This window comes from Sneathiella sp. D3-11 (assembly GCF_055809395.1).
Genome location: NZ_CM147911.1, coordinates 1771302 through 1798174, shown reverse-complemented (window position 1 = coordinate 1798174; position 26873 = coordinate 1771302). Strand labels below are relative to the sequence as shown.

Genomic DNA, 26873 nt, shown 5'->3' with positions numbered 1-26873 from the left:
CATGGTGGATAGGACCAGGCATATCCAGCAGCCAGTGATCGAAGCGATCAAGGAACTCGATCAGGCTGATATGGACGATCTTTGCGAAGCGGCGGAGGAGGCTATTCTTGACGGAAACGGGTTTGGCTGGCTGACGCCGCCGCGCCGCGCCGTGCAGGAGAATTTCTGGAAAGGCGTGTTGATGGTACCGGTACGGGAGCTTTACTGCGCCCGTTTTGAAGGACGCATCGTCGGTTCCGGCCAGCTTTTGAAGCCCTTTTCCAATAACGAGGCGGGCGCCCATATCGGACAGGTGGCCACCTTCTTCATCGCGCCCTATGCGCGCGGCTATGGGCTTGCCATCGGCCTTCTCGCTGTAATTGAAAACAGCGCAAAGGAGCAGGGCATCAAGATCCTGGAAGTGGATGTGCGCGAAACCCAGACGGCGGCCATTGCCCTCCTTGAGGCGAATGGCTATGAGAAATGGGCATCCAAGACAAACTATGCCTGGAATGGGGAGCGGTATGTCGATGGATTTTACTATAAAAAAGAACTGGCGGAGCTAAAGCGTGATGAACCTCTATCCGGCAATTGACCTGAAGGATGGCAACTGCGTCCGCCTACTTCGCGGCGAAATGGACGCGGCGACGGTCTTCAATACCGACCCGGCGGATCAAGCGCTCGCGTTCAAGAAAGCGGGCTTCGAACGCCTGCATCTTGTTGATCTGAATGGGGCATTTGAGGGTAAGCCGGTCAATGCGGCGGCTGTTGAGAAAATTCTAGCTGTTACCGATGTGCCAGCGCAGTTGGGTGGCGGCATTCGTGATCTTGCGACTATTGAGATGTGGCTTGGCAAAGGATTGAGCCGGGTAATTCTCGGCACTGTCGCGCTGCGGGATCCGGGGCTGGTGAAGGCAGCCTGCAAGGAATTTCCGGGTCATATCGCTGTCGGGATTGATGCGCGGGGAGGCATGGTCGCCGTGGAAGGTTGGGCGGAGACAAGCGAAACCTCCGCCCTTGATCTCGCCTGCAAATTTGAGGATGTAGGCGTTGAGGCTATTATCTATACCGACATTGATCGCGATGGCGCGCTTCAGGGTGTGAATGTTGAGGCAACGCGCGATCTTGCCGCGGCGATTTCCATTCCGGTAATTGCGTCCGGCGGTGTGGCCTCCATCGTCGATATTGAGAAACTTCTCGCCGTGAAAGAAAGTGGGATCGAAGGAGTTATCATCGGCCGAGCGCTTTATGACGGACGGATTGACCCTGCCGCGGCGCTGGAGCTTGTGAGGCGTGAAAATGCTTAAAGCTCGCGTCATACCCTGCCTTGATGTGAAGGATGGCCGTGTCGTCAAGGGCGTGAATTTTGTCGATCTGATTGACGCAGGTGATCCCGTTGAGCAGGCGCAGGTTTATGACGCACAAGGAGCGGATGAGCTTTGTTTCCTCGACATCACCGCCACATCGGACAACCGTGAAACGATTTATGATGTGGTGCGGCGGACGGCGGAGCATTGCTTTATGCCGCTCACTGTCGGCGGTGGCGTGCGGCAAGTAGAGGATGTGCGCAAACTCCTGTTGGCGGGAGCGGACAAGGTGTCGATCAATAGTGCGGCGGTCAAGCGCCCTGAATTTGTGCGCGAGGCGGCGGAGCAGTTCGGCAGCCAATGCATCGTTGTCGCCATTGACGCCAAGCAGACCGGACCCGACAAGTTTGAGATTTTTACTCATGGCGGACGGGAGCCGACGGGTATTGATGCTGTGGCATGGGCCAAACAGATGACGGACTATGGCGCGGGTGAAATTCTGCTCACCTCCATGGATCGTGATGGCACGCGCTCGGGCTTTAATATTCCGCTCACGCGTGCAGTAGCCGATGCCATACCCATACCCGTCATTGCATCAGGTGGTGTGGGTACTCTCGATCATCTGGCGGAAGGTATTCGTGATGGCCATGCGATGGCAGTTCTTGCGGCGTCGATTTTTCATTTTGGTGAATTCACGATCAGAGAGGCGAAAGAGGCGATGCGGGATGCCGGCATCGCGGTTCGCCTGGAAGAGGACGCGGCATGAGTAATGAAGAACTATCCGGCCTGGACAGACTGTATGCAACTGTGGCGGCGCGCAAAGGAAGTGATCCGACAAGCTCTTATACTGCCAAGCTCTACACGAAGGGCAGCGCTAAGATCGCCCAGAAGGTGGGGGAAGAGGCCGTTGAGCTTGCCATCGCGGCGGCACTTGAGGATCGTGATGAAATTATTTCGGAGAGCGCGGATCTCCTCTATCATTTATCCGTTCTTTGGGCGAATGCGGATGTTGACCCGGCCGATATCTATGCCAAATTAGAGGCGCGTGAAGGCCAGTCCGGCCTGGCAGAGAAGGCGGCGCGAAAAACCGACGGAGAGAAGAAAAATGGCGTATGATAACGACAATATATTTGCCAAAATACTGAGAGGCGAACTTCCCAATACCACTGTTTATGAGGATGAAAGCATTCTCGCGTTCAACGATATCGCGCCCAGAACGCCAATCCATGTTCTGGTGATCCCGAAGCGCCCTTATATCGATATGGATGATTTCGTGATCAATGGCTCACCGGAGGAGGTCAGCAATTTCTTTGCCAAGGTTGTCGAGATTACGCATCAGCTTGGCCTGCGTGAGGATGGCTATCGATTGGTCGCCAATACGGGCAAGAATTCCGGCCAGCTGGTACCGCATTTCCATATTCATATCATGTCTGGCAAGCCACTGGGTGAGGCTGGCATGACTGAAGGAATGTCGGGCGACTGATCAGACCGTGAAGTAGGGAAGGCGCTGGGCGTCTTCAACAATATAGATGCCGAGTGGTTCAACCCGCCCGCGGATTTCAGTGCTTTCATGGGCTAGCTCCGAGAAATCCTCCGCCACGAGATTTGCCACCTTGTCCGAAAAAATAAGCTGGCTGGAATATTCCTTTGTCAATGATTCGAGACGGCTTGCCGTATTGACCGGATCGCCGATGGCGGTGATAGAGGTAGCAATGCCATACCCCATCTGACCGACGATTACTTGCCCGACATGGATTCCGATGCCGATTCTAAGCGGTACCGGTAGATCTGATTTGAGATTCTCGTTCATTATTTCAAGCTCTTTAGACATTGACCGGGCGGCGTTCAAGGCCATGCGGCTGGCGGTTTTGCTATTTTCGTTCAAGCCAAACAGCGCCATGACGCCATCCCCAATGAATTTATCGAGATGACCGCCATTTGCCTCGATCGCCTCACCCATATGCCGAAAATACTGGTTGATCACGAACACCACGTCATAGGGTAGTTTTTGCTCGGAAAATTTGGTGAAGGCACGTAAATCTGCGAACAGGATTGCGATTTCCTTCTCCTGCCCTTGCAGATAGGCAGGTTGATTAAAGGCCTGACGCACGGTGGCAGTCGCCGGTAGAAGCGGAATGACCGACACGTCTCCAGAGGGAATACTCTGACAGGCGAGGCGAGTCCCCAGCGGGGCGCCGACGCGACGTAGAACGGCTGTTTCCTTGTCACTCGGCGGGTTCAATTTATCCCATCCCTTCAAAATTCGGACGCGGCAGGTGGAGCAGCGGCCCCGACCGCCGCAAACCGAGGCATGGGGAATACTGCCAAGTTGGCTTGCCTCTAGAATAGACAGGCCTGGCGTTGCGAGAACGGTCTTCTCATCCGGATAGCTAATGGCGTTTACCTTGCGTCGACGGTAGCGGATTGTCCAGTAGATCCGGCTTAGGATGAGCAGGCCAAGCGCCGCGAACATAACCTGAAAACCGATATCCCGGGTCGAATAAGCCCAGCCGATAAGGTCTGGCGGTAAATCGAGGCGCGCGAAAAAGGTTTCCCGCCAGACGGCATCAGCATTCAGTCTTTCCAATTCATTCGCGCCATTAATAAACCCGCTCAAAGAGACAATCGGCAAGATCAGAGCAAGGCTATAGAGGAGGGGAAATGTCTTGTCGTACCATGGCTTGAGCCGAAGCCAGAAATGAATGCCCATACAGCCATGCAGCCAGGCAATCACGAGCCCAAGACTTTGCAGCAGCGCCTGAATCGGAGTCGCGACCCACAAGCTGAACAGCACATAGCTATAGCTATCGTCGACGCCGTAAACCTCATGGGCGACGCGGGTGCCGATGATATGCAGAAGAACAAGTGGCGGAATTAAAAGTCCGAGGATGATTTGTAAGACATCCTTGCCCGCAAGGCGGCGGTAGGAGCGATGACGAAGTAGCTTGTAAAACACCAGTGCGATATGAAGGATTATGGCGCCCAACAACAGGATTGTACCGGGTATGCTCCGCCAGAAGCTAAGAAAAATGTCCCGGCCCATCTCCATCGCGTTCAGGGAAATGAGGCCCAGCGCGTGATTAATAAGATGACCTGCCAGAAAGATCATTAGCACAAGGCCGCTTACCAGCCTGAGCCGGTCCGGCCGAAGGGCCATCCTTAACGTTGCTGTTTGTCGTTTCAGGCCCTTTGGCAATGTCATCCGCTATGCCCTTGCATTTATGCGGCCGCGAGTTTTTTCTGAAGCAATTCCTTCAAATCCGCTGTCGGACGGGCGCCGTAATGGCTAATGATCTCCGCTGCCGCCATTGAGCCGATCCGCCCGCTTGTGGCGAGATCATGTCCATTGGTGTAGCCGTAAAGAAAACCGGCGGCGAACAGATCACCTGCGCCCGTGGTATCAACAACTTCAATGTCCTTGTCGGCGGGAATTGTATGAACCTCCGACCCTTTGACGATGATTGAGCCTTTTTCACTCCGTGTCAGACAGGCGATTTCCACCTGTTCGCGCACGGCGCCCAGCGCGGCATCGAAATCATCCGTCTCATAAAGGGATTTTATTTCATCTTCATTTGCAAAGAGAATATCGACGCCGCCTTCGATAAATTCCTGAAACTCCGCGCGGTAGCGATCAACGCAGAAGCTGTCGGACAGAGTGAGGGAGACTTGCTGGCCCGCCGCGTGAGCAATTTCAGCTGCTTTACGAAAAGCCTGTTTGCCATTTTCCGGATCCCACAGATACCCTTCCATATAGGTCACTTTCGAGGCGGCGATAATCTCCGGGTCGATATCGTTCGGCCCAAGCTCGATACAGGCGCCGAGATAAGTGTTCATCGTTCGGTGCGCATCCGGCGTTACTAGGATGAGGCTGCGTGCGGTTGCTGCGCCATTTGACGATTGTTCGGTTTCGAACGTGACGCCGGCGGCGTGGATATCATGGGTGAAAATATCACCGAGCTGATCATTACGGACCTTCCCGACATAGGCACATGCACCGCCAAGTGAGGCAATGCCCGCTGCTGTATTTCCTGCCGATCCACCGGACATCTCGATTGCCGATTTCATCTTCGCATAGAGTTCCTCTGCGCGGACCATATCGATAAGGTTCATCGAATTTTTTACAAGATTTTCCGCCTCCAGAAAGGCGTCATCGGTTTTACTGATAACATCGACAATGGCATTGCCAATACAGGTTGTGTCAAACATCCGCTTCGTCATAATATTCCCGCTCGTTACTCTGGCATCGGGGGAGTATAGTCGCTCGAACCAAAGGGGCAAGAACGCTTTGCGTCGCATTGCGATTTAGGAGGAAACAGATGACGGATTTGGTAAAAATGACGGCAACGGAGGTTGTTGGCCTCCTGAAAGACGGAAAAGTCTCGCCGCGGGAACTTCTTGATACGTCCGAGGCACGGATCAAGGAAACCGATGATGCCGTCAACGCCATGCCGACGCTCTGTTTTGATCGCGCACGTGCGCATGCGGCCAGAGCTGGAAAAGGAAAACCCGTCTGAGCGGCCTGATCTACATTTGCACGGGCTTCCCATCGCAATCAAAGACCTGACTCCGGTTAAAGATGTTCGTTTCACCTCCGGCTCACCCATTTTCGCGGACAGGGTTGCTGATTTTTCTGATGTCATGGTGGAGCGTCTGGAGGAAAGAGGTGGTATCGTTGTCGGCAAGTCGAACACGCCGGAATTTGGCGCGGGCGGTCAGACCTTTAATGAGGTATTTGGCACCACAACCAACCCCTGGAACACGGAACGGACGCCGGGGGGATCCTCTGGCGGTGCCGCGTCGGCACTCGCGGCCGGGCAGGTCTGGCTTGCGCAAGGGAGTGATTTGGGCGGTAGCCTTCGGACACCGGCGAGTTTCACCGGTATTGTGGGGTTGCGTCCGTCGCCAAAGCGGATCGCCCATGGCCCGTTGGGTTTGCCGTTCTCGACCTATCCGGTGGAGGGGCCGATGGCCCGCAATGTGCCAGACGCGGCGCTGTTCCTCGATGTGATGGCGGGCTCGCATATTCTTGATCCGAGCAGTTTGCCTGCGCCAGAGACGACTTACGTGGATAGCCTGAAGGATATCCCGAAGTTTGGCCGTATTGCTTATAGTCCAGATCTGGGCCAATGCCCCGTCGATCCAGAAGTTGCCGATATCTGTGCCAGAGCAGCGGAGGATTTTGCGCGCTATTGCCGCGGGGTGGAAGAAGCCTGTCCCGACCTGCACGATGCGGAGGAGATTTTCCAGACCCTGCGGGCTCAAATCTTTATCGCCAACCACGCGCCCCTCCTTTCGGAGCATCGCGAGAAGCTGAAGCCTGAGGTTATCTGGAATATCGAGAAGGGCGCAAAGCTAAATGCTGACGACATTGGTGCGGCGCAGCGGGCGCAGGGCAATCTTTATCAGCGGGTTGTTGCCTTTTTCTCTGAGTATGACTTCCTGCTTACACCAACGTCTATCGTCCCGGCTTTTCCCCATAAGCTGCGCTATATTGAGGAAGTGAACGGGGTCAAATTCGACAATTATATGTCGTGGCTGGCGCTCCCGTCCATGTTGACAGTGACCAACTGCCCGGTCATATCAATCCCCTGCGGATATACGAAAAGTGGCCTTCCTGTGGGCCTTCAAATCATGGGACCGAATGCACGCGAGGACCGTGTCCTGCAGGCGGCCTATGTGTTTGAGCGGGATCACGATTATGCGTCGCGGGTGCCGATCAACCCAATTACACCGGCGTAGGGCGTTAAAATCTTGCACATGGGCCGGGAAATACATACATAATCCGGGACTTGGTTCGTTAGACTGAAAAGGGCGTATTTTGTTTTCTGCAATCAGTAAGGCCATCGCGCAGCTCGACGATAAGGCATTCCGGTCAGTTCTTTTGAGGGCGCTGGCACTGACCGCCGGTATTTTCATTCTTGTCGGCTTTGGAGCAACGGAGGCTTTCTCCCTTGTTCCCGAATTTGAATATGGCTGGATCAACACGGCGATCAGTTTTCTTGCGGGCCTCGGATTTCTGCTCGGTGGATTTTTTCTGTTTCCGCTGGTGATCAGTGCCCTGATCGGCCTGTTTCTCGACGACATCTCCGACGCGGTGGAGAAGAAGCACTATCCCGATGATGAGCCCGCCCATGATGTCCCGGTCCTTTCGAGCATCTGGGATGCGGTTAAATTTCTGGCATTGGTCATTGTCTGTAATATTATTGTATTGCCGCTTTATTTCATCCCGGTCATCAACCTATTCGTTTATTACCTGCTGAATGGCTACCTGATCTCTCGCGAATATTTCCAGATGGTAGCGATCCGTCATCACGACGTGGAGGAAGTAACTCGCCTGCGCAAGACCAACGCATCGGAGCTTTATTTAATGGGAATTGTCATCGCTTTCTCACTGACCATTCCGATTCTCAATCTGATCGCACCGATCATTGCGACGGCGGCCATGGTCCATCTCTATAAGAAGCGGGCGGGAAGCGTGCCTAAAAGCCGCGAGCTTGTTACCTGATGAAAAGGTTCACGGCGATTTGTGCGGTGCTTTTGTTTGGCCTGTCAGCTTGTGCACAAAGCCCGACGGCCTCTCAGCCTGAGACTGAGAAGCCAAAGAAAGCCGCGGCAATATTCGCGCCGCAAAAATCCACGTCGAAATCCGTCGTTCCTAAGCCGGCCCTCAAACCGCCGGTCGTTGCCGCGATTAAGCCCCGCATATTGCTGGAGCCAGCCGTTGTAATCGGCAAAACGTCAACGGAGATAAAAAATGCGTTCGGCGATCCCAACCTGCTGAGGCAAGATAGTCCGGCGGAAGTCTGGCAGTATCTTGCGCAGGGTTGTGCACTGCATTTATTTTTCTATCCGGGAACCTCCGGGGAGGCGCTTGTCGTCCGGCATATTGCCATCAATGGGCGCAGCATTGAAAATTTTTCTGACATGGATCGTAAGCAATGCTTCAACGATCACCTCAAGGCCGTTGGTGCGGAAGAGACCTTTGTTGCGAAAAAGGCGTCCTGACGGCACATTGGGCCGGCCGAGGCTTTACGCGACTGTTTTTCCCTTGTACGCGCAAAGATCAGCGACGATGCAACGATAGCATTCGGGTTTGCGCGCCTTGCAGATATATCGTCCATGCAGGATCAGCCAGTGATGCGCATGGCGGAGATATTCTTTCGGGATTGCTTTTTCGAGTTTTTTCTCGACTTCCAGCGGAGTTTTGCCGGGCGCAAGACCTGTGCGATTGCCAAGCCGGAAAAGATGGGTATCTACGGCGATTGTCGGCTGTCCAAAGGCAATATTGAGTACGACATTCGCCGTTTTCCGGCCAACGCCTGCCAGTTTTTCAAGTTCTTCACGAGTCTGGGGTACTTCGCTGTTGTGATCGCGTATCAAAGCCTCACAGAGCTTGATGACGTTCTTCGCCTTGGTTTTATAAAGCCCGATGGTCTTGATATAATCGCGCAGCGTATCCTCGCCGAGGTCAAGAATTTTCTCTGGCGTGTCGGCAATGGCAAACAGTGGCCCTGTCGCCTTGTTCACCCCGACATCCGTCGCCTGCGCCGAGAGGACCACCGCGACAAGCAATGTGAAGGAGTTGACATAATTCAACTCCCCTTCCGGTTCGGGATTATTTTCTTCAAGGCGGCGAAAAAATTCGCGGATATCGGCTTTTTTCATCCTATGTTATTGGCATAGGTGGAATTTATGCGCAATAATCAATCTGGAGGATTGAGCGATGCCGACAGTGGATGACAGAATGGAAGAAGATGACGCGCAGACTGGCGCGGAAGGGTCTTTCTTTATGTCGCTTCATCCGAACCGCAGTCTGTCGCAATCTGGCTTTGTTATCCTGATGAGTAGTGTCGCCCTTATCAGCTTCGTTTCCGGGCTGTTGTTCCTATCAATGGGCGCTTGGCCGGTTTTTGGTTTTTTTGGACTAGACGCGCTATTGATCTATTACGCTTTCCGGCTCAATTTTCGTGCGGCCCGGCGCTATGAGACGATAAAAATTCACAAGGACCTGTTCACTATTACGCGCATTGCGCCCGATGGTGCAGAGAAAATAGAGGCGTTCGATGCCTATTGGTCGCGGACGATGATCGAGCGGGGGCAGCTATGTGTGACGAACCGGGGCAAATCCTACGAGATTGGCAATTTCCTCGGTGAGGATGAGAAGATCGAAGTTCAGGGGCTGATCGCGACAGCTCTTGATACGTACCGCAAGGGCGGCGTTCTTCAGTCGCCGAGCCCGAGCACGTCCATCATATCGTAATTTCCAGCTGGTTTGTCTTTCGCCCAGAGCGCCGCACGCACGGCACCACGGGCAAAGATGGAACGATCTCCTGCTTTGTGGGTCAACTCGATCCGTTCATTCTCGGCGGCGAAGATCACCGTATGATCGCCCACGACATTTCCACCGCGCAACACCGCATAACCGATGTCGCCGCGCTTGCGAGCGCCGGTGATACCGTCCCGGCCGCGATCAGCTACATTGTTATGCTGGACGCCGCGTCCGGCGGCGGCGGCCTTTCCGAGCAGCAAGGCTGTTCCCGACGGAGCGTCGACTTTGTGATGATGGTGCATCTCAAGGATCTCGACGTCAAACTCATCATCCAATATGGCGGCGACTTTCCGCGTGAGCTGGGCGAGTAGATTGACACCGAGGCTCATATTCGCACCCTGAACAATCACGGCACTGTCACCACAAGCGGTAATTTCCGCCTGCTGTTCATTGCTGAGGCCTGTTGTTCCGATGACAAGGATTTTACCGCTCTTTGCGGCGAGTTTCGCATGCGCGACAGAGGCGGCGGGCGCAGTAAAATCAATCACCGCATCGGCTTCACCAAAAAGATTTTCTGTGTTCTCAGCAATCAGAATGCCGGAGGGTTCCAACCCGGCGAGAGCATGGACATCCTTGCCAATGTCTGGGGAACCTGCAGGTTCTGTCCCGCCGCAAATCTCGCAACCTGCGGTTTCGCTCACCTGTTTCACCAGCATCCGGCCCATACGGCCTGCCGCGCCAACAATACCAATTTTCAAATCGCTCATGTCACAATACCCTTTTTATCGCGCCACAGGATGTAGCACAGTCGGACGATTGTGGCGAGATGGTATTGAAGTAGAGGTTCGCTAGTCTTTCAGGTCGGCAAGGAAATCCTTAACGCGGGAAAAGAAGCCTTCGGATTCAGGGCTATGGGCACCCTTGCCCTCTGCCTCGAATTCCTTCAACAACTCCTTTTGGCGTTTGCTTAGATTGACCGGCGTTTCCACGATCGTGTGGATATACATATCGCCATGGCTATGGGAATTCATGATCGGCATGCCCTTGCTGCGCAGCCGGAACTTGCGCCCTGACTGGGTGCCTGCGGTAATGCTGACCTTTGCGCGCGCGCCCTCCAGAGTTGGGACCTCAATATCGCCACCCAGCGCCGCGGTTGTGAGTGGAATGGGAACACGGCAATGTATGTTCTGACCATCGCGCTGGAAAATCCGATGATCCGCGACAGTCAGAAAAATATAAAGATCGCCGGGCGGTCCGCCACGCATGCCCGCCTCGCCCTCGCCGGAGAGGCGAATGCGGTTGCCGTCATCGACGCCGGCCGGAATATTGACTGAAAGGGTTTTTTCCTTGTTCACTCGGCCCTGTCCATGGCAAGTTTTACAAGGGTTCTTGATAACCTGCCCTTGCCCCTGACAGGTTGGGCAGGTCCGCTCTATGGTGAAGAAGCCTTGCTGCGCACGGATTTTGCCCATTCCCTGACAGGTATCGCAGGCTGCCGGTTCTGATCCAGCTTCCGCGCCCGACCCGTCACAGCTTTCACAAGGTGCGGTTGTCGGGATTTTCAGTTCCATTTTTTTGCCGTGATAGGCATCTTCAAGGGAGATTTCGAGGTTATAGCGCAGGTCAGATCCACGTGGGGCGCGGCTGCGGCCACTTTGCTGGCCGCCCATAAAATCGCCGAACAGGTCTTCGAAAATATCGCTGAACCCGCCGCCAAAGCCCTGAGCGCCACCGGGGCCGCCACCATTTTCAAAGGCGGCATGACCATATTGGTCGTAGGCACTGCGCTTTTGCGGATCTTTTAAAATTTCGTAGGCTTCATTGACTTCCTTGAAGGCGGCTTCTGCACTGCTATCACCGGGGTTGCGGTCCGGATGATATTGCATCGCCTTCTTGCGATAGGCGGATTTTATCACAGTGGCGTCAGCATTGCTTTCCACCTCAAGTATTTCGTAATAATCGCGTTTGGCCATTAGTATCAATCACTTAACGAATGCCGCCTCGATCCGGATTTTTGGGACCGAGGCGGTATGTTTGGAAGACAGGATTTTAGCGGTTTTCCTCTAATAAATCCTTATTTGTCTTTTTTATCTTCGTCGACCTCTTCGAAGTCAGCGTCGACGACATCATCATCGGAGGCTTCGCCTTGTTCCTGGCCTTCGGCACTCGCTTCGCCCGTCTCTCCACCCTCTTGCGATTGAGCATAGAGTGCTTCACCGAGCTTCATCGACGCTGCCTGTAACGCTTCCATCTTGGCCTTGATGGCCTCGACGTCGTCGGCTTCCTTGGCTTCTTTCAGCTCTTCGAGTGCAGTTTGGATCGGCGCCTTGACGTCGTCGCCTACTTTATCACCGGCCTCTTCAAGGGTTTTCTCCGTCGCGTGAACAAGGCTATCGGCCTGGTTCAAGACTTCGACTTTTTCCTTGCGGGCCTTGTCTTCGGCGGCATGCTCTTCGGCGTCCTTGACCATTTGGTCGATATCAGATTCGCTCAAACCACTGGAGGCTTGAATCTGGATCTTCTGTTCCCGACCCGTGCCCTTGTCTTTCGCCGAAACATTGACGATACCGTTCGCATCAATATCGAAGGTCACCTCGATCTGAGGCACACCACGCGGTGCCGACGGGATCTCGGTCAGGTCGAAGTTGCCAAGCAACTTGTTGTCGGCCGCCATCTCGCGCTCACCCTGGAACACCCGGATGGTCACGGCCTGCTGGTTGTCTTCGGCAGTTGAGAAAGTCTGGCTCTTCTTCGTCGGGATCGTTGTATTCCGGTCGATGAGACGGGTAAAGACACCTCCCAGCGTTTCGATACCGAGGGAAAGCGGTGTCACGTCGAGCAGCAGAACGTCTTTCACGTCACCCTGTAGAACGCCTGCCTGAATGGCGGCACCAATAGCGACCACTTCGTCTGGGTTCACGCCCTTGTGGGGTTCGCGACCAAAGAAGTTTTTAACGGTTTCGATAACCTGCGGCATACGGCTCATGCCGCCAACGAGAATGACTTCGTCGATTTCGCCTTTTTGCATTCCAGCGTCTTTCAGCGCTTTCTCACAGGGAGCGAGCGTGCGCTTGACCAGATCTTCGACTAGACGTTCGAACTGTGACCGGGTCAGTTTGAGCTGCATATGCTTCGGGCCGGAGGCATCCGCCGTGATAAAGGGCAGGTTAATTTCCGTTGACTGGGAGGATGACAGCTCAATCTTCGCTTTTTCGGCGGCTTCCTTCAGGCGCTGCAATGCCATCTTGTCAGAGCGCAGGTCAATGCCCTGCTCCTTCTTGAACTCATCGGCGAGATAGTCGACCAGTTTCAGGTCGAAGTCTTCACCACCGAGGAAAGTATCTCCATTTGTGGAGCGCACTTCAAAGACGCCATCACCGATCTCAAGGATGGATACGTCAAACGTACCACCACCCAGGTCATAAACCGCAACGGTCTGGTTCGCTTTGTCCATGCCGTATGCAAGGGCCGCGGCTGTTGGCTCGTTGATAATACGCAGGACTTCAAGGCCGGCGATCTTGCCTGCATCCTTGGTTGCCTGACGCTGCGCGTCGTTGAAATAGGCAGGAACCGTAATTACGGCCTGACTAACGGTTTCACCAAGATAGCTTTCTGCTGTTTCCTTCATTTTCTGAAGAATGAAGGCTGAAATCTGGCTTGGGGAGTATTTCTCGCCGCGGGATTCAACCCAGGCGTCGCCATTGTCGGCCTTGACGATCTCGTAAGGGACCATCGCTTTATCTTTTTGAGTAGTTTTATCGTCGAACCGGCGACCGATAAGCCGCTTGATCGCGAAGAAGGTATCTTGCGGGTTTGTCACCGCCTGACGCTTGGCGGATTGTCCGACGAGCTTTTCGCCGTCTTCCGTAAAGGCGACCATTGATGGAGTCGTCCGCGCGCCTTCTGAATTCTCAATGACCTTTGCATTCTTGCCATCCATAACGGCGATGCAGGAGTTGGTCGTTCCCAAGTCAATTCCGATTACTTTAGCCATCATATCCTCTTTAATATTGGCAGATCAAAATAGCCAACTTATGCACCATAGTGATCCCCAGGATTTAAAACGTGTAAGTCTGTTGCCGTGTATATAAGTTCGAAACAAATTCAGTGCAAGGGCCGGAGTGGCCGTGCATGGACATAAAGTTAAATTTGCGAAAAGTCGAAGCGGCCCAAAATGGCGGTATGTCTGCCATGCTTAATCCTCACTTTACCTTGTCACCGGGCTCTGATACGAGCAATAGAAGATATAATCAAAGATCATAACAGGGAATCCGTGTGACGTCCGAACCACCCAGCCGCGGCAATCGCGCTGCCTCCAGCTTATTTTCGCCGGATGAAACCCGCGGACTATTGAGTGCGTTTGGCGCCTTCCTCGTCTGGGGCTGGTCGCCGGTGTATTTTAAATGGCTCTCGCATGTTTCGCCGATAGAGATTATTTCCCATCGTATCATCTGGTCTTCGGTGCTGGTTCTGTTGCTAATTGCATCAACCCGCAAAATCGGCCAGCTTTTGGAAATCTACCGGGATCCGCGCCGGCTTTACGTCTTTGTGCTGACCACAGTGCTTATTGGGGGTAACTGGTTGACTTTCGTCTGGGCTATATCCAACGATCGCATTTTGGAAGGAAGTCTCGGTTATTATATTAATCCTCTGGTTAATATCGTGCTTGGCATGATTTTTCTGGGTGAGCGGGTCAATAAATGGCAGACGGTGTCTATTTTATGTGCTGTCGCGGCGGTAACCATCCTGACGATACAGGTTGGCTATCTGCCTTGGATTGCCCTTGTTCTCGCATTTTCCTTCGGGTTTTATGCCCTGCTTCGCAAGAAGGCCGGTGCGGACAGCGCCGTTGGACTGGTTGTCGAAACAACCTTGTTGTTTCCAGTGGCGCTCGGGTTTCTGCTTTATTTGACGTTTACTGCGGATCCCGCGACCTCAACGGAAACGCCAACAGGGTTTCTGTTTGATACGAACACTTTACTGTTGCTGATCGGGACAGGCGTGGTGACGGCAACACCGCTTATTCTTTTCACGACTGCGGCAAAATACCTGAAATTCACAACGATCGGCATATTGCAGTATCTCTCGCCGACCATGCATGTTTTTATCGCGATATATCTTTACAATGAACCGTTCGATCAGTCGCGGCTGTTTGCCTTTGCACTGATCTGGCTTGGATTGATTATTTACAGTGTGGATGGCTACCGGGGGCGGCGTCGCCCCGCGGCACAATAAGGTGTAACTTCTCGGCTACACCTTCTCATCGACATGGGCGTCGGTGCGTTTCTGGCCGCCCTTTGACACCCCGACCATGGCCGGACGCAGGAGTCGGTCAGCAATTACGAAGCCAGCCTGTGTCACCTGAAGGATGGTTCCCGATGGCACGGAAGGGTCTTCAATCTCATACATTGCCTGGTGCAGGTTCGGATCGAATTTTTCGCCTTTGGGATCGATTCTCCGGATTTGGTGTTTTTCCAGCGTGTTGAGAAGCTCTGATTCTGTCATTTCAATGCCGGGCAATACATTCTTCACATCCGGATTCTCGCGAGCGCTATCAGGAATGCTTTCAATTGCGCGCCGGAGGTTATCGGCAACCCCCAGAATATCACGGGCGAATTTTGTTACCGCATATGTGTGGGCATCCTGTTTTTCACGCTCTGCTCGGCGGCGCATATTCTCGACATCCGCCATTGCCCGGAGCAATTTGTCTTTTAAATCGGCTATTTCAGCATCTTTCTCGGCGATGATATCAACTTCGCCTGCTTCTTCGTGCATACCGGTTTCGGGGCTTGCGTCTTCCGCGCCCTGTGCCGAGGCGTCTGCCGCTGCTTGTGCTTCGTTTTTCATCTTTTCACTCTCCTCCTGATCGTTCAGGGGGGGCTGCTTCTGTTCGTTCATTCTGTCTGCTTCCTAATCCAGCAATTTACCGATTACCTTTGCGGTATAATCTACCATCGGAACGATACGCGCATAGTTTAAACGCGAGGGACCAATGACTCCAATGGCGCCAACGATCTGTTCCTGACTGTTCTGGTAAGGAGAAATAATCATTGATGTGCCTGAAAGCGAGAAAAGATTATTCTCCGACCCAATAAAAATTTTCACGCCGCTTCCCTGCTCAGCCAGTTCCAGCAGCTTTATCCGCTCTTTCTTGACTTCCAGTGTATCGAACAGGTCCTTGATTTTTTCAAGATCTTCAAGGGCCTGCACATTCTGAAGTAGGTTGGCGTGACCCCGAACAATGAGCGTCTCCCCACCTCCCCAGCTCGCAATATCATGGGCGATCAAATCCTGTGTTAATTCATCAAGTTGCGCCTGATGATTGTCGAGTTCACGCTGAATTTCCTGTTTGGTTGCCTGCAAGCTTCGACCGGAAAGTTTTGCATTGAGGTAATTGGCCGCCTCTCGCAGCCCTGAATCGGTAAGACCCGGCGGCAGTTCAATGGTCCGGTTCTCGACCATGCCATTTGCAGTCACAATAATCACGAGTGCCCGGTCAACTCCAAGCCGCACAAACTCTATCTGTTTGATTGAGCTATCACTTTTAGGGGCAATCACCAGCGATGCGCAGTTGGACAGGCCAGACAGCATAGAGGAGGCTTCGGTGAGCATTTCCTCCATGTTTCGTCCATCAACCGCACAGCGGGCCTTGATATCAGACCGTTCTGCCTCGGTCAGGTTGCCAATCTCCAGAATGCCATCGACGAAAAGCCTGAGGCCTTGTTGTGTCGGCAGGCGCCCAGCCGAGGTATGAGGGGAATAAAGAAGGCCCGCATCGGCGAGATCCGCCATCACGTTGCGGATCGAGGCCGGGGAGAGGTCCAGCTCGCTGATCCGTGACAGTGTGCGTGAGCCGACGGGCTCCCCGGTTTGCATATAAGTTTCCACTATATGCCGGAAGACATCTCGGCTACGGTCGTTAAGTTCCTGTATTGTCATGTCGATTTCGTCATGAAACGTCTAATCCCTTGTTGGTCTAGAATGTAGTGACGCGGGAGGCTTGCGTCAATCTGGCACAGCGGTTACAACAAGCGCCAATCTTATTTCATCGATTAAAGGAAGTCTTATGCGCCCTTCTGGCAGAGCCCCCGATCAATTGCGCGACATTGTTATGGAACCCGGTTATGCCAAGAATGCGGAAGGGTCTTGCTTCATCAAATGCGGCGATACTCATGTACTCTGTACCGCAAGTATTGAGGAGCGAGTGCCGCCTTTCCTGCGTAACACGGGAAAAGGCTGGGTGACGGCGGAATATGGTATGTTGCCCCGTTCCACCGGATCGCGCATGGGTCGGGAGGCAGCGCGTGGCAAGCAACAGGGCCGCACCGTTGAAATTCAGCGTCTGATTGGCCGCTCTTTACGGGCGCTGGTCAATTTCGAAGGCTTTGGTGAACGTCAGATCACGGTCGACTGCGATGTGATTCAGGCCGATGGTGGGACACGCACGGCGTCTATTACTGGCGCCTATGTTGCGCTCTATCAGGCCTTTGACAAGCTTGTCGAGCAGGGGAAAATTCTTGAAATCCCAATGAAAGGGCAGGTGGCGGCTGTTTCCTGCGGTATTTACAAAGGTACGCCCGTTCTCGATCTTGATTATCCCGAAGACAGCAATGCGCAGGCCGATGCGAACTTCGTCCTGACGTCTGGGGGGCAGATCATCGAAATTCAGGGTACGGCCGAGGAAGATCCCTTTTCCGAAGCCGAATTTGGATCTCTTTTCTCACTCGCCAAGAAGGGTGTGACGGAGCTATGTGCCCTGCAGCGTCAGGCCCTCGGCATTTGAGTGGCCACCGAAAATTTGAGGGCGGAAAACTGGTCGTTGCCAGCCATAATCCGGGCAAGGTGCGCGAAATCGGTGAACTGCTATCCGCCTTCGACGTGGAGCCGATCTCAGCGGGCGCATTAGGTCTGCCCGAACCTGTCGAGGATGGCGACACTTTTATCGCCAATGCCGAGATCAAGGCGCTTGCTGCGGCAAAGAGTGCGAATATGGTGGCGCTCAGCGATGATTCCGGTTTTGCGCTGGATGCACTTGATGGTGCGCCGGGCATTTTTTCCGCGCGCTGGGCTGGTCCAACGAAGGATTTTTCCGTTGCCATGCAAAAGGTTGAGGACGAACTCAAGAAACGTGGCGCCATGACGCCTGAGAGGCGCAAGGCCCAATTCATCTGCGCACTCTCGCTCGCCTGGCCGGATGGTCATGTGGAGAGTTTCGAGGGCCGGGTCGTCGGCACCGCTGTCTGGCCACCTCGCGGAGACCAGGGATTTGGCTATGATCCTATTTTCCTGCCCGATGGCTATCAGGTTACCTTCGCGGAAATGGAGCCGGAAGAAAAGCATGCCATGAGCCATAGGGCTGATGCCTTCCGACAACTGATAAATGCCTGCTTTAGCCGAGAATAGCACCCCCGATCCCGGATTTGGCCTTTATTTTCATTGGCCCTTTTGCCGGAAGAAATGCCCTTATTGCGATTTCAACAGCCATGTGCGCGAAGCAGTGGATCAGCACCGCTGGACGGCGGCACTTTTGCGGGAATTGGATTATTTCGCGGATCAAACGACGCAAAAATCGCTGACCAGTATCTTTTTTGGCGGCGGGACCCCTTCGCTTATGACGCCGGAGACAGTTGCGGCACTAATTGAGGGCGCGCGGTCGCGATTTACTTTTGCCGATGACATCGAGATCTCGCTAGAGGCTAATCCGACGTCCGTTGAGGCGTCTTCGTTCGCGGGATATGGTGATGCCGGTGTGACGCGCCTATCCCTCGGAGTGCAGTCGATGCGTGACGAGGCGCTAAAATTCCTCGGGCGGGAACATACCGCGGGGGAAGCTTTACAGGCGATCGAATTGGCGCGAAAGAGTTTTGCCAATATTTCCTTCGATTTAATATACGCACTGCCGGGACAGAGTGTTGCGGATTGGCGATCCGATCTTGAGCGGGCACTTATCCTTGCCGGGGACCATCTCTCGCTCTATCAGTTAACAATTGAGCCGAATACCGGCTTTGCCGGGGCGGTCAGGCGCGGTGAATTTGCTATACCGGTTGAAGAAAATGCCGAGGAACTGTTTGAGGTAACGCAAAACATTTGCGCTGATGCCGGACGACCTGCCTATGAAATATCAAACCATGCCCGACCCGGATATGAGTGCCGCCACAATCTCACTTATTGGCGATATGGTGAATATATCGGTGTCGGCCCCGGTGCGCATGGACGGGCGATGCGAGAGGGCGTGCGGACCGCATTTCAGCAGAAAAAACGTCCGGAAAGTTGGCTCGAAGCCGTAGAGACGGCAGGCCACGGCACCGATATAACCGAACCGCTCATTCACCGTCTCGAATGCGCGGAGGAAATGTTGCTGATGGGTCTGCGCCTTGACGAAGGAGTCTGGTTCGAAAATTTCAGCGCCGCTATCGGCGCGCCCATGCAAGAATTTCTACGACACGACAGACTGGCTTCCCTCGTCGAAGCAGGGTTGATGGAGATGGATGATCAGAAGCTCCGCGCCACAGAGCGCGGCCGCCTTGTCCTCAATAGCTTATTGCCGGAAATACTAGTTTAACGCAGGAGCGAAGCTTTCCGGTTCCGGCTCGAGAACCAGCTGCTTTTTCGGCCCGACTTCCAGAACGGCAAGGCCACGTTCCGCAATGCCATTCTCGGGAAAGCGGAAGATGCCGTCATATCCGGTAAAACCGCTCGGGTTTTCGATGGCATCCCGTGAAAAGCGAATATCGGCAGGATCAAGTGCCATTACCCCCGCCAGCGCCATGGCGTCATAGGCAAGGCTGGCAATGCGCGATGGTTGATAGCCATAGAGTTCAGTAAATCTTTTCTGAAAAGCGGCCGCTTTTTCAGGTGCTGGCGCGGAGAACCAGCCGCCGACCAGTGCCGGTTCTGCCGATAGGGACGGGTCTTCCCAAAGCCCGGTGCCGATGAACTGCACGACTTCCGGGTCGACGTCGTAATAAGAAACCAAGGACGCCAACTCTTTTAGCCGAGCGCCTCCTTCAGGGATGATTAAGGCATCGAATGTCACCTCGCCAAAGGTATCCAGTTTCTCTAGACGTTTGACATAGGCTTTTGATTCGGCATCTTCCTTGGCTGCGTATAGTTCGATTTCCTTTTCCAGCTGCTTTTGCCGTAGCCCGTAATCGCCCAGTATTTTAGCGATTTCATGCAGATCCTGTGATCCGGCGGGAACATCAGTCGGATAGCGCACCGTACGATCGAGGGAGAGGCCAAGTGCTGTACTTGTCTCGGTTACATTCTTGACCACCGCATCACCATAAGGAGAATTCGGGGCCAGAACCGCAAAATTAAACAGGCCTTGCCGATAGGCGAATTCCATCGCCCGTTTAATTTGCTGCCCGACCGTCAGGCCCATGACATAAACGCCATCCCCGGCCACCGTTGTGTCCGTGGAAAAGGTGATAACATTGACGCCGCGTTCGCGCGCGAGGGGGCGCACCGTCGCGACGGAGGAAGAAAAGAGGGGGCTCAGGATAAGCTCCGCACCTGACACCAGCGCTTCCGCCGCCGCGCTTTCCGCGCCGCGTGGCGTGCCTTTCGTATCGAGGGGGAGCAGTTCAAGCTGGCCATTTCCAAGATCGAAAAGGGCGATATTCGCCGCGCGCAACAAATCATTACCAACGGCGGCGGTCGGGCCAGAGAGCGGCAGCAGAATGGCAATCTTTATTTTCTCTTCCGTCAACGCCTCCGGAGCGCGCAGACCAATAACGGCGGGCGCAGGCTCAATCAGGCGGACAAGTGGGTCAACTGTCGGGGTGTCTGAAAGATCTTCGGTTGACGGTGTGCGTTCCGGCGGGAGCAGATCCTTCAGATCTTGGGTGGCGGTTGTATTTGTGTTATCTTTTGGCTCGATCTCGGCGATTTTTGCAGGCTGACATGCTGTTAGGATAAAAGCCAACAGGCTGACAAGGCCAACATAAGTCAGTGAGTTCCGGTTTCGTTTAAGACATGACGTCATGGCAGATTTCGCGGGAAACAATTTTTCACTCCGTATGTCTTTTTGTGAAATTCCTAGCCCAAAAGACTAGGTAACCCCTGTATGGGGAGCAAGCAAATTGTTGATTACGGCATTATAAACAGGATGATGAGGCGACATTTTGGCACATCTAACAAAAGAAGCGCTGAAACATAAACGCCGCCGTGCCTATTTCAGGGGCCGCACTGCCGAATATCTGGCGGCAACGGCGCTTCGGATGAAGGGATACCATATTGTCGCCCGAGGTTATAGAAAACCGTTCGGTGAAATAGATATCATCGCCCGGCGCAACAACCTTCTTGTCGCCGTTGAGGTCAAAGCCCGGCCGCGAATCGCGGAGGCAGCAGAAGCCATCAGTGCAAAACAGAAACGCCGTATTTCACGTGCGCTAGAGGCCTTTGTCATGGAACGGCCAAAATTCGATGGCTTTAATGTCCGCTTCGATGTGCTGCTTGTCACCTCCTTGTGGAAATGGCCGAGCCATATTGAAGGGGCGTGGGAATAGGGGTTGAAGAGACCCTTTAAACGGAAACGAATTGGATTTATAGTGCCGTGACAATCATAGTTAAAGGCGTATCGGAATGAAATTTGTTGCTTATGCTCTTCTTGTCTTATCGTCCTTAATAGCGCTGAGCGGTTGCACCCCAACGGTGATCCTGGGTGGGGCGGCAATCGGAGGCGTTGCGGTCGCGGAGGAACGCTCCGTTGGGACGGTGATTGATGATGCAACCATCAAAACGCAGGTCATGAACGCCATCTTCCAGAAAAGCGAACCGATGTTTACGTCGACTTCGACGACTGTCATTGATGGCGTCGTTCTGATCACGGGGGAGGTGCCGACGCCAGAGGATCGGGTGACACTGACGCGTCTGATATGGGGCGTTAAGGGTGTGAAGGAAGTGCATAATGAGGTCAAGGTTGCGGATAGTGAGACGGTTGGCAGCTTTGCCTCTGACAGCCTGATCACGACAAAACTGAAACTGCAGCTCTTGCGCGATCCGGAGATTTTGAACATCAATTATTCGGTCGAAACAGTGGATGGAACAGTCTACCTGATGGGGATTGCTCAAAACGAGGCAGAACTGCAGCGGGTGAAAAATCATGCGAAAGAAATTTCCGGTGTCCGCCGCATCGTCAGCTATGTCAAAATGAAATCAGAGCTGAACTCAGCTTGAACTGATTGTCCGGGCGGGATAGGGTCCCTCTCAACAAACCAAGCGGCGCATCACTTTATAAATAAAGGTCGGGAATAATGAGTCTTGCCGTAGCCATTCAGATGGATCCCATCGAGAACGTAGATATCAACGGGGACAGCAGTTTTGTCCTCGGCTTGGAAGCGCAAGCGCGCGGCCATGGCCTCTATCATTATGGTCCGCAGGATATGTCCTTCTCGCAAGGGCGTATTATTGCAAATGCCCGCCCGGTCCAGTTACGGCGTGAAGCGGGAAACCATTTCACCGCGGGAGAGGCGGAACGGATCGACCTTGCCACTGTAGATGTGGTGCTGATGCGGCAGGATCCGCCGTTTGACATGTCCTATATTACGGCGACCCATTTGCTGGAGCATATCCACCCGAAAACCTTGGTGGTGAATGATCCGGTGAGCGTCCGCAACGCGCCGGAGAAGCTTTTCGTCACCCATTTCGATGGTATCATGCCGCCAACGCTTATCTCCTCCAACCTTGAGGAAATAAAGGGATTTCGCGCCGAATTTAAAGATATCATCATCAAGCCGCTCTATGGCAATGGCGGCGCGGGTGTATTCCATCTCAAACCGGAGGATGAAAATCTGACGGCTCTTTGTGAGATGTTCACACAATTTTATCGTGAGCCGATGATCGTACAGAAATACCTTCCCGAAGTACGTGAAGGCGACAAGCGGATCATTCTTGTCGACGGCGAGCCGGTCGGCGCCATCAATCGTGTGCCACAAAAAGGTGAGGTTCGCTCCAACATGCATGTCGGCGGGCAGGCCGTTAAATCCGCTCTCACCAAGCGGGAAGAAGAAATCTGTAAAGCTATTGGCCCTGCGCTGAAGGAACAGGGCCTAATCTTTGTCGGGATTGACGTAATTGGGGACTACCTCACGGAAATCAACGTGACATCACCGACGGGACTGCAGGAGATCAATCGCTTCGACGGTGTGAAGTTGGAGGCAACCATTTGGGATTGCTTAGAAGAAAAGGTCAGCAATTCCGCTTCTTGCTAGTTTTCACAAACCTAAATTTTAACCATGAAGATTCTTTCGGCACATGCTATCGTTGTGCGCATAATGATATGTTGAACCGAAAGTTGACATGCAGGCGAAGATAAAGACCGTGGCCTTTCAAGGGCTGGAGGTGCGCGAAGTGGATGTGCAGGTGATGATGGCCTCTGGCCTGCCTGCCTTCACCGTTGTTGGCCTCGCGGATAAATCCGTTGCGGAAAGCAGGGAGCGGGTGCGCGCCGCGCTCACTTCCCTTGGTATTGGTCTGCCGCCCAAACGCATCACTGTCAATCTCGCGCCGGCTGACCTCCCAAAAGAGGGTGCGCATTATGATTTGCCGATTGCACTTGGCATCCTCGCCGCGATGGGCGTTCTCCCCGCTGAGGAACTTGATGATTATTATGTCTTGGGCGAACTCTCACTCGATGGCAGCTGTAATCCGGTAACTGGTATTTTGCCTGCTGCCGTCGCTGCGGTGGGAGAGGATAAGAATATCATCTGCCCGGAAGCCTCGGGACCTGAGGCAGCCTGGGCCGGTGATCTGAATGTGTTGGCGCCCGCAAACCTTCTCGCGCTCATCAATCATTTCAAGGGCACGCAGGTGCTTACCCCGCCTGCCCACGGTGATATTATTGATGAAGCACTGTCACTGAGACTTGAAGATATCAAGGGGCAGGAAACGGCGAAGCGCGCCCTCGAAGTAGCGGCGGCAGGTGGGCATAACTTGTTAATGACGGGGCCGCCGGGCTCCGGCAAGTCGATGCTGGCGGCGCGACTTCCTGGTCTGCTCCCACCGCTCGACGCGGCGGAGGCGTTGGAGGTTAATATGATCTCCAGTATCGCTGGTGAAATGAAGGAGGGTCGGCTTTCTCGCCGGCGTCCCTTTCGTGACCCCCATCATTCCGCGTCGGTTGCCGCCATGGTCGGCGGCGGGCGCGGAGCGAAACCGGGGGAGGTTTCGCTCGCCCATCTGGGCGTTCTGTTCCTCGATGAATTACCGGAGTTTAACCGGCAGGTTCTGGAATCCTTGCGTCAGCCGGTGGAAATCGGCCGGGCGGTGGTGGCGCGGGCCAATCTGCATGTCACTTACCCTGCGAGTATGCAGTTGATCGCGGCGATGAATCCTTGTCGCTGCGGTCATCTTGACGATGCGTCACAGGCCTGCGCCCGGGCGCCAAAATGCGCTGTTGAGTATCGTTCCCGCATTTCCGGTCCGATGCTCGACCGGATTGATATTCACGTGGATGTGCCCGCTGTATCTGCTGCTGATTTGACGTTACCATCTCCGACCGAGACAACCGAGATTGTTGCCGCCCGCGTGGGCCGGGCCCGCGAAATTCAACGCGATCGCTATCAGGGTATCGATCATGCGACGCCGATCCGCACAAACTCGGATGCGGAAGGTGAGGTGTTGGAACGTTTTGTCCAGCCGGATAAATCGGCGACCGCGCTTTTGCAGGATGCTATCGGCAAGCTAAAACTTTCTGCGCGCGGGTACCATCGGGTTTTGAAAGTCGCGCGTACCTTGGCCGACCTTGCCGAGAGCGAGCCCGTCACCCGATCCCATATCGCCGAGGCGCTGGAATACCGCCGCCGCCTCGCGATGAACGGCTAGCGCTATTTATCCTTATTGACGTCGAGGGCTTCCAGATGGCGGCGGGCTTCGTCGCCTGCGGGGGTGTTGGTCGCAATTTCCAGAACTCGCAGCCAATCTTTGCGCGCCAAATCCCGTTTTTCCGCCGCCTCATAGAGGATGCCACGTTCGATCAGGGCGTCCAGCTGATCAGGCTCCAGCGACAGGGCGAGTTCCACGTCCTCTAACGCACGGGCATTATCGCCCAGATGCCGCCGGGCGGCAGCTCGAAAAGTAAGTGCATCGGGGCGCGCTGGGTCAAGTTTGAGGGCAAGGTCAAGGTCATCGAACGCACGTTTGTAGTCGCCGACCTTCGCCATGATACGGCTTCGGTCGACAAGGAGGTTGATGTTTTCGGGTTCAATCTCCAGTCCCGTCGTGGCGACGGCGAGTGCGCGCTCATACTCTTCCGCCAGCAACCAGACATTGGTCGCCTGAGTTAGTACGGGAACGAGTAGAGGGGAGCCGGCCCCCTGCATATCCTCCGCCAGTTCCTCCAGTGTCAGGGCCGCATGGTCATATTTCTTCATCGCCACAAGCGCGAGCGCAACACAATGACGGGCCGGAAAACCACCGCCTGCATCGCGCCAGGCAAGGGCAGATTCAAAAGCTTTTTCCGGTTCTCGCCGGGTCAGGGTCAGGCAGGCTTCATACTCGCTTTCCTGCGTCCGCACACCATCAGGTGCCCCCGCTGCCGAAGTGAGAAGTGGCCGGGCGGCCAGGGATATGGTAAGTGCCATAAAAAGGGTTAAAAATCGCGCGAACATGAAATGCCTTAAATTGGTCTTGATTCGACCCTACATGCCGAATACAGGATTGATTACATTGGGAGTTCTACCATGAACAGACTGGTTGTTGCCACTATCGCTTTTCTAAGTTTCGTCCCCCTTGCGGCGGCGGAAATGCCTCATCGTTCCCATATGATGCAGGATCAAGTTGTTCTAAATTTGACGACGGAAGGGTGGGTCAAGACCGATACCGCCAGAGTGTCGGCCTATGTTGAACTTGTTCAGCAGGAAGAATCGGCAGATGCGCTAAAAAACCGTATTGATGGATCGCTGCAATCCCTCGCCAAGGATGTGGACTGGCGCATTACGTCTTCCCGTCAACAGCTTGATCAGACCGGGCTTAATCGCTGGTATGTAAGCGCGGAGGCGCGTATCCCCGAGGCGGCGCTGGCCGGTCTTCAGGATCGCGCAAAAAAAGCGAGTAGCCCGGGATATAAGGTGACGATCTCTAACGTGGATTTTACACCGTCATTGGCAGAGTTTGAGCAGTTGCGCGGGGACTTGCGAGCGCAGATCTATCAGCAGGCCCTTGATGAAGTGGCGCGACTGAACAAGGTAATGTCCGGCGGGGAGTATCATGTCCGCAAGGTCGATTTCGTTCAGACCTATCCAACACAAAACATGGATGCGTCCCCGCGGACAATGATGATGAAGTCCAATGCCGCGACAGAATCTTCCGGGTCGCAGGGTGGCGCGGAGCTTTTGGTCTCCGTCAAGCAATCGGTGTCGGCGCTGATCGTCCTTGGCCGGACTGACATGCCCAACCCGAAACAGGAGTAGCATGGACAAAAGGTTATTCTGCTTTGGCTTCGGCTTTACGGCCTGCCAGATCGCGACAGACTTTCCAAATTGGCGGGTGATGGGAACGGGCCGGTCCCCCGCTGATGACGCGACGCAGAGGGGCATTCCCCTCTACCCCTTCCGCCGGGATCAGCGGATAGAGAATTTCAATGATATTGCGGCAGATGTGACTCATATCCTCCTTTCCATCCCGCCCGACGAGATGGGAGACCCGGTCTATGATGTGATGGCGTCGGAACTCCTACGCCTTAAGAATTTGCAGTGGGTTGGATATTTGTCGACGACTGGAGTGTATGGCAACTTCAATGGTGGCTGGGTCGATGAAGAAAGTCCCTATAATCCTTCCGGGGAGAGAGGGGGAGGCGAATGCGGGCGGAGCAGGCTTGGCTCAGCCTATATGAGGCAAACGACTTGCCGGTTCATATTTTCCGCCTGCCTGGAATTTATGGCCCGGGGAGAAACCAGCTGGTGTCGTTGAAAAAAGGGAAGGCCCGGAGAATCGCCAAGCCGGGTCAGATATTCTCACGTATCCATGTGGCTGATCTGGCGGCGATTCTTATGACCTCAATGGAAAAGCCAAATCCCGGCGCAATCTACAATATTGCCGATGATGAACCGGCACCGCCGCAGGATGTTGTTGCCTATGCAGCTGAACTTTTGGGGATCGCTCCCCCACCTTTGATTGACTTCGAGGATGCTGACCTTAGCCCTATGGCGCGTAGTTTCTATTTGGACAGTAAGCAGGTCAGTAACGCAAAAATTAAATCAGAGCTTGGGATTTCGCTCAAATTTCCTACCTATAGGGAGGGTTTGGCGGCTTTGCTTGATGGTGAAATCGGTATATAACCATTCTCTAGACTGTTTTTTGACAGCCGTATGGATCGG

Annotated in this window: 31 protein-coding genes; 21 read left to right on the top strand and 10 right to left on the bottom strand. The window is 54.1% G+C overall.

What is annotated here, in order from left to right; genetic code table 11:
• The first annotated feature begins 1 nt into the window (after position 1).
• From AC0L73_RS09255 to AC0L73_RS09235, 5 genes are read left to right on the top strand one after another with little or no spacing between them, the layout of a single operon-like run.
• Positions 2-574 carry a GNAT family N-acetyltransferase gene (locus AC0L73_RS09255; RefSeq protein ID WP_227948525.1) on the top strand — a complete coding sequence of 191 codons (573 nt, stop codon included), beginning with the start codon at positions 2-4 and terminating at the stop codon, positions 572-574.
• Positions 552-1286, top strand: a complete 735-nt coding sequence (hisA, locus tag AC0L73_RS09250; RefSeq protein ID WP_227948870.1) for a 1-(5-phosphoribosyl)-5-[(5-phosphoribosylamino)methylideneamino]imidazole-4-carboxamide isomerase — start codon at positions 552-554, stop codon at positions 1284-1286. Before AC0L73_RS09255 ends, hisA begins: the two co-directional genes overlap by 23 nt.
• Positions 1279-2052, top strand: coding sequence for an imidazole glycerol phosphate synthase subunit HisF (gene hisF / locus AC0L73_RS09245; protein ID WP_473655379.1), 774 nt, complete (start codon positions 1279-1281; stop codon positions 2050-2052). The genes hisA and hisF overlap by 8 nt, the downstream gene beginning before the upstream one ends.
• Entirely contained in the window at positions 2049-2402 is a 354-nt protein-coding gene (locus tag AC0L73_RS09240; RefSeq protein WP_227948529.1) for a phosphoribosyl-ATP diphosphatase, read from the top strand. The genes hisF and AC0L73_RS09240 overlap by 4 nt, the downstream gene beginning before the upstream one ends.
• Positions 2392-2769, top strand: a complete 378-nt coding sequence (locus AC0L73_RS09235; protein ID WP_227948531.1) for a histidine triad nucleotide-binding protein — start codon at positions 2392-2394, stop codon at positions 2767-2769. The genes AC0L73_RS09240 and AC0L73_RS09235 overlap by 11 nt, the downstream gene beginning before the upstream one ends.
• Here AC0L73_RS09235 and AC0L73_RS09230 read toward each other — a convergent pair whose 3' ends face one another.
• Both AC0L73_RS09230 and AC0L73_RS09225 read right to left on the bottom strand, forming a co-directional pair.
• Positions 2770-4488, bottom strand: a complete 1719-nt coding sequence (locus AC0L73_RS09230) for an adenylate/guanylate cyclase domain-containing protein (protein ID WP_227948532.1) — start codon at positions 4486-4488, stop codon at positions 2770-2772. It lies immediately after the preceding gene.
• Positions 4489-4505: 17 nt separating this feature from the next.
• Complete coding sequence (locus AC0L73_RS09225) at positions 4506-5504, bottom strand: adenosine kinase (RefSeq protein ID WP_227948533.1); 999 nt, start codon at positions 5502-5504, stop codon at positions 4506-4508.
• Positions 5505-5602: 98 nt separating this feature from the next.
• On the opposite strand from AC0L73_RS09225, the gene AC0L73_RS09220 reads away from it, so the two are divergent.
• The 4 genes from AC0L73_RS09220 to AC0L73_RS09205 all read left to right on the top strand — a co-directional run bounded on the left by AC0L73_RS09220 (position 5603) and on the right by AC0L73_RS09205 (position 8291).
• Positions 5603-5800, top strand: coding sequence for a hypothetical protein (locus AC0L73_RS09220; protein ID WP_473655378.1), 198 nt, complete (start codon positions 5603-5605; stop codon positions 5798-5800).
• Complete coding sequence (locus tag AC0L73_RS09215; protein ID WP_473655377.1) at positions 5766-7025, top strand: amidase; 1260 nt, start codon at positions 5766-5768, stop codon at positions 7023-7025. Before AC0L73_RS09220 ends, AC0L73_RS09215 begins: the two co-directional genes overlap by 35 nt.
• Before the next feature lie 79 nt (positions 7026-7104).
• A complete protein-coding gene (locus AC0L73_RS09210; RefSeq protein WP_227948536.1) occupies positions 7105-7791 on the top strand; it encodes an EI24 domain-containing protein in 687 nt (228 codons plus the stop codon).
• Positions 7791-8291, top strand: a complete 501-nt coding sequence (locus AC0L73_RS09205; RefSeq protein WP_473655376.1) for a hypothetical protein — start codon at positions 7791-7793, stop codon at positions 8289-8291. Before AC0L73_RS09210 ends, AC0L73_RS09205 begins: the two co-directional genes overlap by 1 nt.
• A 24-nt stretch (positions 8292-8315) precedes the next feature.
• Here AC0L73_RS09205 and nth read toward each other — a convergent pair whose 3' ends face one another.
• On the bottom strand, positions 8316-8951 hold the full coding sequence (nth, locus tag AC0L73_RS09200) for an endonuclease III (protein WP_227948541.1): 636 nt from the start codon (positions 8949-8951) through the stop codon (positions 8316-8318).
• 58 nt (positions 8952-9009) lie between these two features.
• On the opposite strand from nth, the gene AC0L73_RS09195 reads away from it, so the two are divergent.
• The gene (locus AC0L73_RS09195) at positions 9010-9546 is read left to right on the top strand and encodes a DUF2244 domain-containing protein (RefSeq protein ID WP_227948543.1); all 537 of its coding nucleotides are present in this window, start codon (positions 9010-9012) and stop codon (positions 9544-9546) included.
• Here the strand turns inward: AC0L73_RS09195 and dapB are convergent.
• The 3 genes from dapB to dnaK all read right to left on the bottom strand — a co-directional run bounded on the left by dapB (position 9510) and on the right by dnaK (position 13549).
• Positions 9510-10313 (bottom strand): 4-hydroxy-tetrahydrodipicolinate reductase, encoded by an 804-nt coding sequence (gene dapB / locus AC0L73_RS09190; protein ID WP_473655433.1) that lies wholly within the window; start codon positions 10311-10313, stop codon positions 9510-9512. The two genes, AC0L73_RS09195 and dapB, sit on opposite strands and share 37 nt — an antisense overlap.
• A 90-nt stretch (positions 10314-10403) precedes the next feature.
• Positions 10404-11528: a molecular chaperone DnaJ gene (gene dnaJ / locus AC0L73_RS09185; protein WP_227948547.1), complete on the bottom strand. Its 1125-nt coding sequence runs from the start codon at positions 11526-11528 to the stop codon at positions 10404-10406.
• 101 nt (positions 11529-11629) lie between these two features.
• Positions 11630-13549 (bottom strand): molecular chaperone DnaK, encoded by a 1920-nt coding sequence (gene dnaK / locus AC0L73_RS09180; protein WP_227948549.1) that lies wholly within the window; start codon positions 13547-13549, stop codon positions 11630-11632.
• Between the two features lie 281 nt (positions 13550-13830).
• Here dnaK and rarD point away from each other — a divergent pair, with 281 nt between their 5' ends.
• Positions 13831-14790, top strand: coding sequence for an EamA family transporter RarD (gene rarD, locus AC0L73_RS09175; RefSeq protein WP_227948552.1), 960 nt, complete (start codon positions 13831-13833; stop codon positions 14788-14790).
• Between the two features lie 15 nt (positions 14791-14805).
• On the opposite strand, the gene grpE is transcribed toward rarD, so the two are convergent.
• Both grpE and hrcA read right to left on the bottom strand, forming a co-directional pair.
• Positions 14806-15453, bottom strand: coding sequence for a nucleotide exchange factor GrpE (grpE, locus tag AC0L73_RS09170; protein WP_227948554.1), 648 nt, complete (start codon positions 15451-15453; stop codon positions 14806-14808).
• A gap of 12 nt (positions 15454-15465) precedes the next feature.
• Positions 15466-16494, bottom strand: coding sequence for a heat-inducible transcriptional repressor HrcA (hrcA, locus tag AC0L73_RS09165; RefSeq protein WP_227948556.1), 1029 nt, complete (start codon positions 16492-16494; stop codon positions 15466-15468).
• 127 nt (positions 16495-16621) lie between these two features.
• Here hrcA and rph point away from each other — a divergent pair, with 127 nt between their 5' ends.
• Genes rph through hemW form a run of 3 tightly spaced genes read left to right on the top strand, consistent with a single transcriptional unit; the run spans position 16622 to position 19117 of the window.
• Positions 16622-17338 (top strand): ribonuclease PH, encoded by a 717-nt coding sequence (rph, locus tag AC0L73_RS09160; RefSeq protein ID WP_227948558.1) that lies wholly within the window; start codon positions 16622-16624, stop codon positions 17336-17338.
• Complete coding sequence (rdgB, locus tag AC0L73_RS09155; protein ID WP_415776481.1) at positions 17335-17958, top strand: RdgB/HAM1 family non-canonical purine NTP pyrophosphatase; 624 nt, start codon at positions 17335-17337, stop codon at positions 17956-17958. Before rph ends, rdgB begins: the two co-directional genes overlap by 4 nt.
• On the top strand, positions 17936-19117 hold the full coding sequence (hemW, locus tag AC0L73_RS09150) for a radical SAM family heme chaperone HemW (protein ID WP_227948560.1): 1182 nt from the start codon (positions 17936-17938) through the stop codon (positions 19115-19117). Before rdgB ends, hemW begins: the two co-directional genes overlap by 23 nt.
• Here hemW and AC0L73_RS09145 read toward each other — a convergent pair.
• Positions 19109-20542: a penicillin-binding protein activator gene (locus AC0L73_RS09145; RefSeq protein ID WP_473655375.1), complete on the bottom strand. Its 1434-nt coding sequence runs from the start codon at positions 20540-20542 to the stop codon at positions 19109-19111. The genes hemW and AC0L73_RS09145 overlap by 9 nt on opposite strands.
• Before the next feature lie 139 nt (positions 20543-20681).
• Between AC0L73_RS09145 and AC0L73_RS09140 the strand changes: the two genes are divergently transcribed.
• The 4 genes from AC0L73_RS09140 to AC0L73_RS09125 all read left to right on the top strand — a co-directional run bounded on the left by AC0L73_RS09140 (position 20682) and on the right by AC0L73_RS09125 (position 24381).
• Positions 20682-21065: a YraN family protein gene (locus AC0L73_RS09140; RefSeq protein ID WP_473655374.1), complete on the top strand. Its 384-nt coding sequence runs from the start codon at positions 20682-20684 to the stop codon at positions 21063-21065.
• A gap of 76 nt (positions 21066-21141) precedes the next feature.
• Positions 21142-21735 carry a BON domain-containing protein gene (locus AC0L73_RS09135; RefSeq protein ID WP_227948567.1) on the top strand — a complete coding sequence of 198 codons (594 nt, stop codon included), beginning with the start codon at positions 21142-21144 and terminating at the stop codon, positions 21733-21735.
• Between the two features lie 77 nt (positions 21736-21812).
• The gene (gene gshB / locus AC0L73_RS09130) at positions 21813-22769 is read left to right on the top strand and encodes a glutathione synthase (RefSeq protein ID WP_227948569.1); all 957 of its coding nucleotides are present in this window, start codon (positions 21813-21815) and stop codon (positions 22767-22769) included.
• 88 nt (positions 22770-22857) lie between these two features.
• Positions 22858-24381 (top strand): YifB family Mg chelatase-like AAA ATPase, encoded by a 1524-nt coding sequence (locus AC0L73_RS09125; RefSeq protein WP_473655373.1) that lies wholly within the window; start codon positions 22858-22860, stop codon positions 24379-24381.
• Between the two features lie 2 nt (positions 24382-24383).
• On the opposite strand, the gene AC0L73_RS09120 is transcribed toward AC0L73_RS09125, so the two are convergent.
• Positions 24384-25139 carry a tetratricopeptide repeat protein gene (locus AC0L73_RS09120; protein ID WP_473655372.1) on the bottom strand — a complete coding sequence of 252 codons (756 nt, stop codon included), beginning with the start codon at positions 25137-25139 and terminating at the stop codon, positions 24384-24386.
• A 99-nt stretch (positions 25140-25238) separates the two neighbouring features.
• On the opposite strand from AC0L73_RS09120, the gene AC0L73_RS09115 reads away from it, so the two are divergent.
• From AC0L73_RS09115 to AC0L73_RS09105, 3 genes are read left to right on the top strand one after another with little or no spacing between them, the layout of a single operon-like run.
• Positions 25239-25967 carry a hypothetical protein gene (locus AC0L73_RS09115; RefSeq protein WP_473655371.1) on the top strand — a complete coding sequence of 243 codons (729 nt, stop codon included), beginning with the start codon at positions 25239-25241 and terminating at the stop codon, positions 25965-25967.
• 1 nt (position 25968) lies between these two features.
• Positions 25969-26466, top strand: a complete 498-nt coding sequence (locus tag AC0L73_RS09110) for a Rossmann-fold NAD(P)-binding domain-containing protein (RefSeq protein WP_473655370.1) — start codon at positions 25969-25971, stop codon at positions 26464-26466.
• Entirely contained in the window at positions 26457-26834 is a 378-nt protein-coding gene (locus AC0L73_RS09105) for a hypothetical protein (protein ID WP_473655369.1), read from the top strand. Before AC0L73_RS09110 ends, AC0L73_RS09105 begins: the two co-directional genes overlap by 10 nt.
• Positions 26835-26873: the final 39 nt, after the last annotated feature.

What these genes read in the sequence shown, in the direction of transcription:
- dnaJ (WP_227948547.1), bottom strand. Translation starts at nt 11,528, where the DNA reads ATGGCCAAACGCGATTATTACGAAATACTTGAGGTGGAAAGCAATGCT.
- AC0L73_RS09135 (WP_227948567.1), top strand. Translation starts at nt 21,142, where the DNA reads ATGAAATTTGTTGCTTATGCTCTTCTTGTCTTATCGTCCTTAATAGCG.
- nth (WP_227948541.1), bottom strand. Translation starts at nt 8,951, where the DNA reads ATGAAAAAAGCCGATATCCGCGAATTTTTTCGCCGCCTTGAAGAAAAT.
- AC0L73_RS09115 (WP_473655371.1), top strand. Translation starts at nt 25,239, where the DNA reads ATGAACAGACTGGTTGTTGCCACTATCGCTTTTCTAAGTTTCGTCCCC.
- grpE (WP_227948554.1), bottom strand. Translation starts at nt 15,453, where the DNA reads ATGAACGAACAGAAGCAGCCCCCCCTGAACGATCAGGAGGAGAGTGAA.
- dnaK (WP_227948549.1), bottom strand. Translation starts at nt 13,549, where the DNA reads ATGGCTAAAGTAATCGGAATTGACTTGGGAACGACCAACTCCTGCATC.
- AC0L73_RS09125 (WP_473655373.1), top strand. Translation starts at nt 22,858, where the DNA reads ATGCAGGCGAAGATAAAGACCGTGGCCTTTCAAGGGCTGGAGGTGCGC.
- hisF (WP_473655379.1), top strand. Translation starts at nt 1,279, where the DNA reads ATGCTTAAAGCTCGCGTCATACCCTGCCTTGATGTGAAGGATGGCCGT.
- AC0L73_RS09110 (WP_473655370.1), top strand. Translation starts at nt 25,969, where the DNA reads ATGGACAAAAGGTTATTCTGCTTTGGCTTCGGCTTTACGGCCTGCCAG.
- hisA (WP_227948870.1), top strand. Translation starts at nt 552, where the DNA reads ATGAACCTCTATCCGGCAATTGACCTGAAGGATGGCAACTGCGTCCGC.
- rph (WP_227948558.1), top strand. Translation starts at nt 16,622, where the DNA reads ATGCGCCCTTCTGGCAGAGCCCCCGATCAATTGCGCGACATTGTTATG.
- AC0L73_RS09230 (WP_227948532.1), bottom strand. Translation starts at nt 4,488, where the DNA reads ATGACATTGCCAAAGGGCCTGAAACGACAAACAGCAACGTTAAGGATG.
- AC0L73_RS09215 (WP_473655377.1), top strand. Translation starts at nt 5,766, where the DNA reads ATGCGGCCAGAGCTGGAAAAGGAAAACCCGTCTGAGCGGCCTGATCTA.
- hrcA (WP_227948556.1), bottom strand. Translation starts at nt 16,494, where the DNA reads ATGACAATACAGGAACTTAACGACCGTAGCCGAGATGTCTTCCGGCAT.
- AC0L73_RS09120 (WP_473655372.1), bottom strand. Translation starts at nt 25,139, where the DNA reads ATGGCACTTACCATATCCCTGGCCGCCCGGCCACTTCTCACTTCGGCA.
- AC0L73_RS09145 (WP_473655375.1), bottom strand. Translation starts at nt 20,542, where the DNA reads ATGACGTCATGTCTTAAACGAAACCGGAACTCACTGACTTATGTTGGC.
- hemW (WP_227948560.1), top strand. Translation starts at nt 17,936, where the DNA reads ATGCCTGCTTTAGCCGAGAATAGCACCCCCGATCCCGGATTTGGCCTT.
- AC0L73_RS09235 (WP_227948531.1), top strand. Translation starts at nt 2,392, where the DNA reads ATGGCGTATGATAACGACAATATATTTGCCAAAATACTGAGAGGCGAA.
- AC0L73_RS09240 (WP_227948529.1), top strand. Translation starts at nt 2,049, where the DNA reads ATGAGTAATGAAGAACTATCCGGCCTGGACAGACTGTATGCAACTGTG.
- gshB (WP_227948569.1), top strand. Translation starts at nt 21,813, where the DNA reads ATGAGTCTTGCCGTAGCCATTCAGATGGATCCCATCGAGAACGTAGAT.
- AC0L73_RS09255 (WP_227948525.1), top strand. Translation starts at nt 2, where the DNA reads ATGGTGGATAGGACCAGGCATATCCAGCAGCCAGTGATCGAAGCGATC.
- AC0L73_RS09195 (WP_227948543.1), top strand. Translation starts at nt 9,010, where the DNA reads ATGCCGACAGTGGATGACAGAATGGAAGAAGATGACGCGCAGACTGGC.
- AC0L73_RS09220 (WP_473655378.1), top strand. Translation starts at nt 5,603, where the DNA reads ATGACGGATTTGGTAAAAATGACGGCAACGGAGGTTGTTGGCCTCCTG.
- AC0L73_RS09225 (WP_227948533.1), bottom strand. Translation starts at nt 5,504, where the DNA reads ATGACGAAGCGGATGTTTGACACAACCTGTATTGGCAATGCCATTGTC.
- AC0L73_RS09205 (WP_473655376.1), top strand. Translation starts at nt 7,791, where the DNA reads ATGAAAAGGTTCACGGCGATTTGTGCGGTGCTTTTGTTTGGCCTGTCA.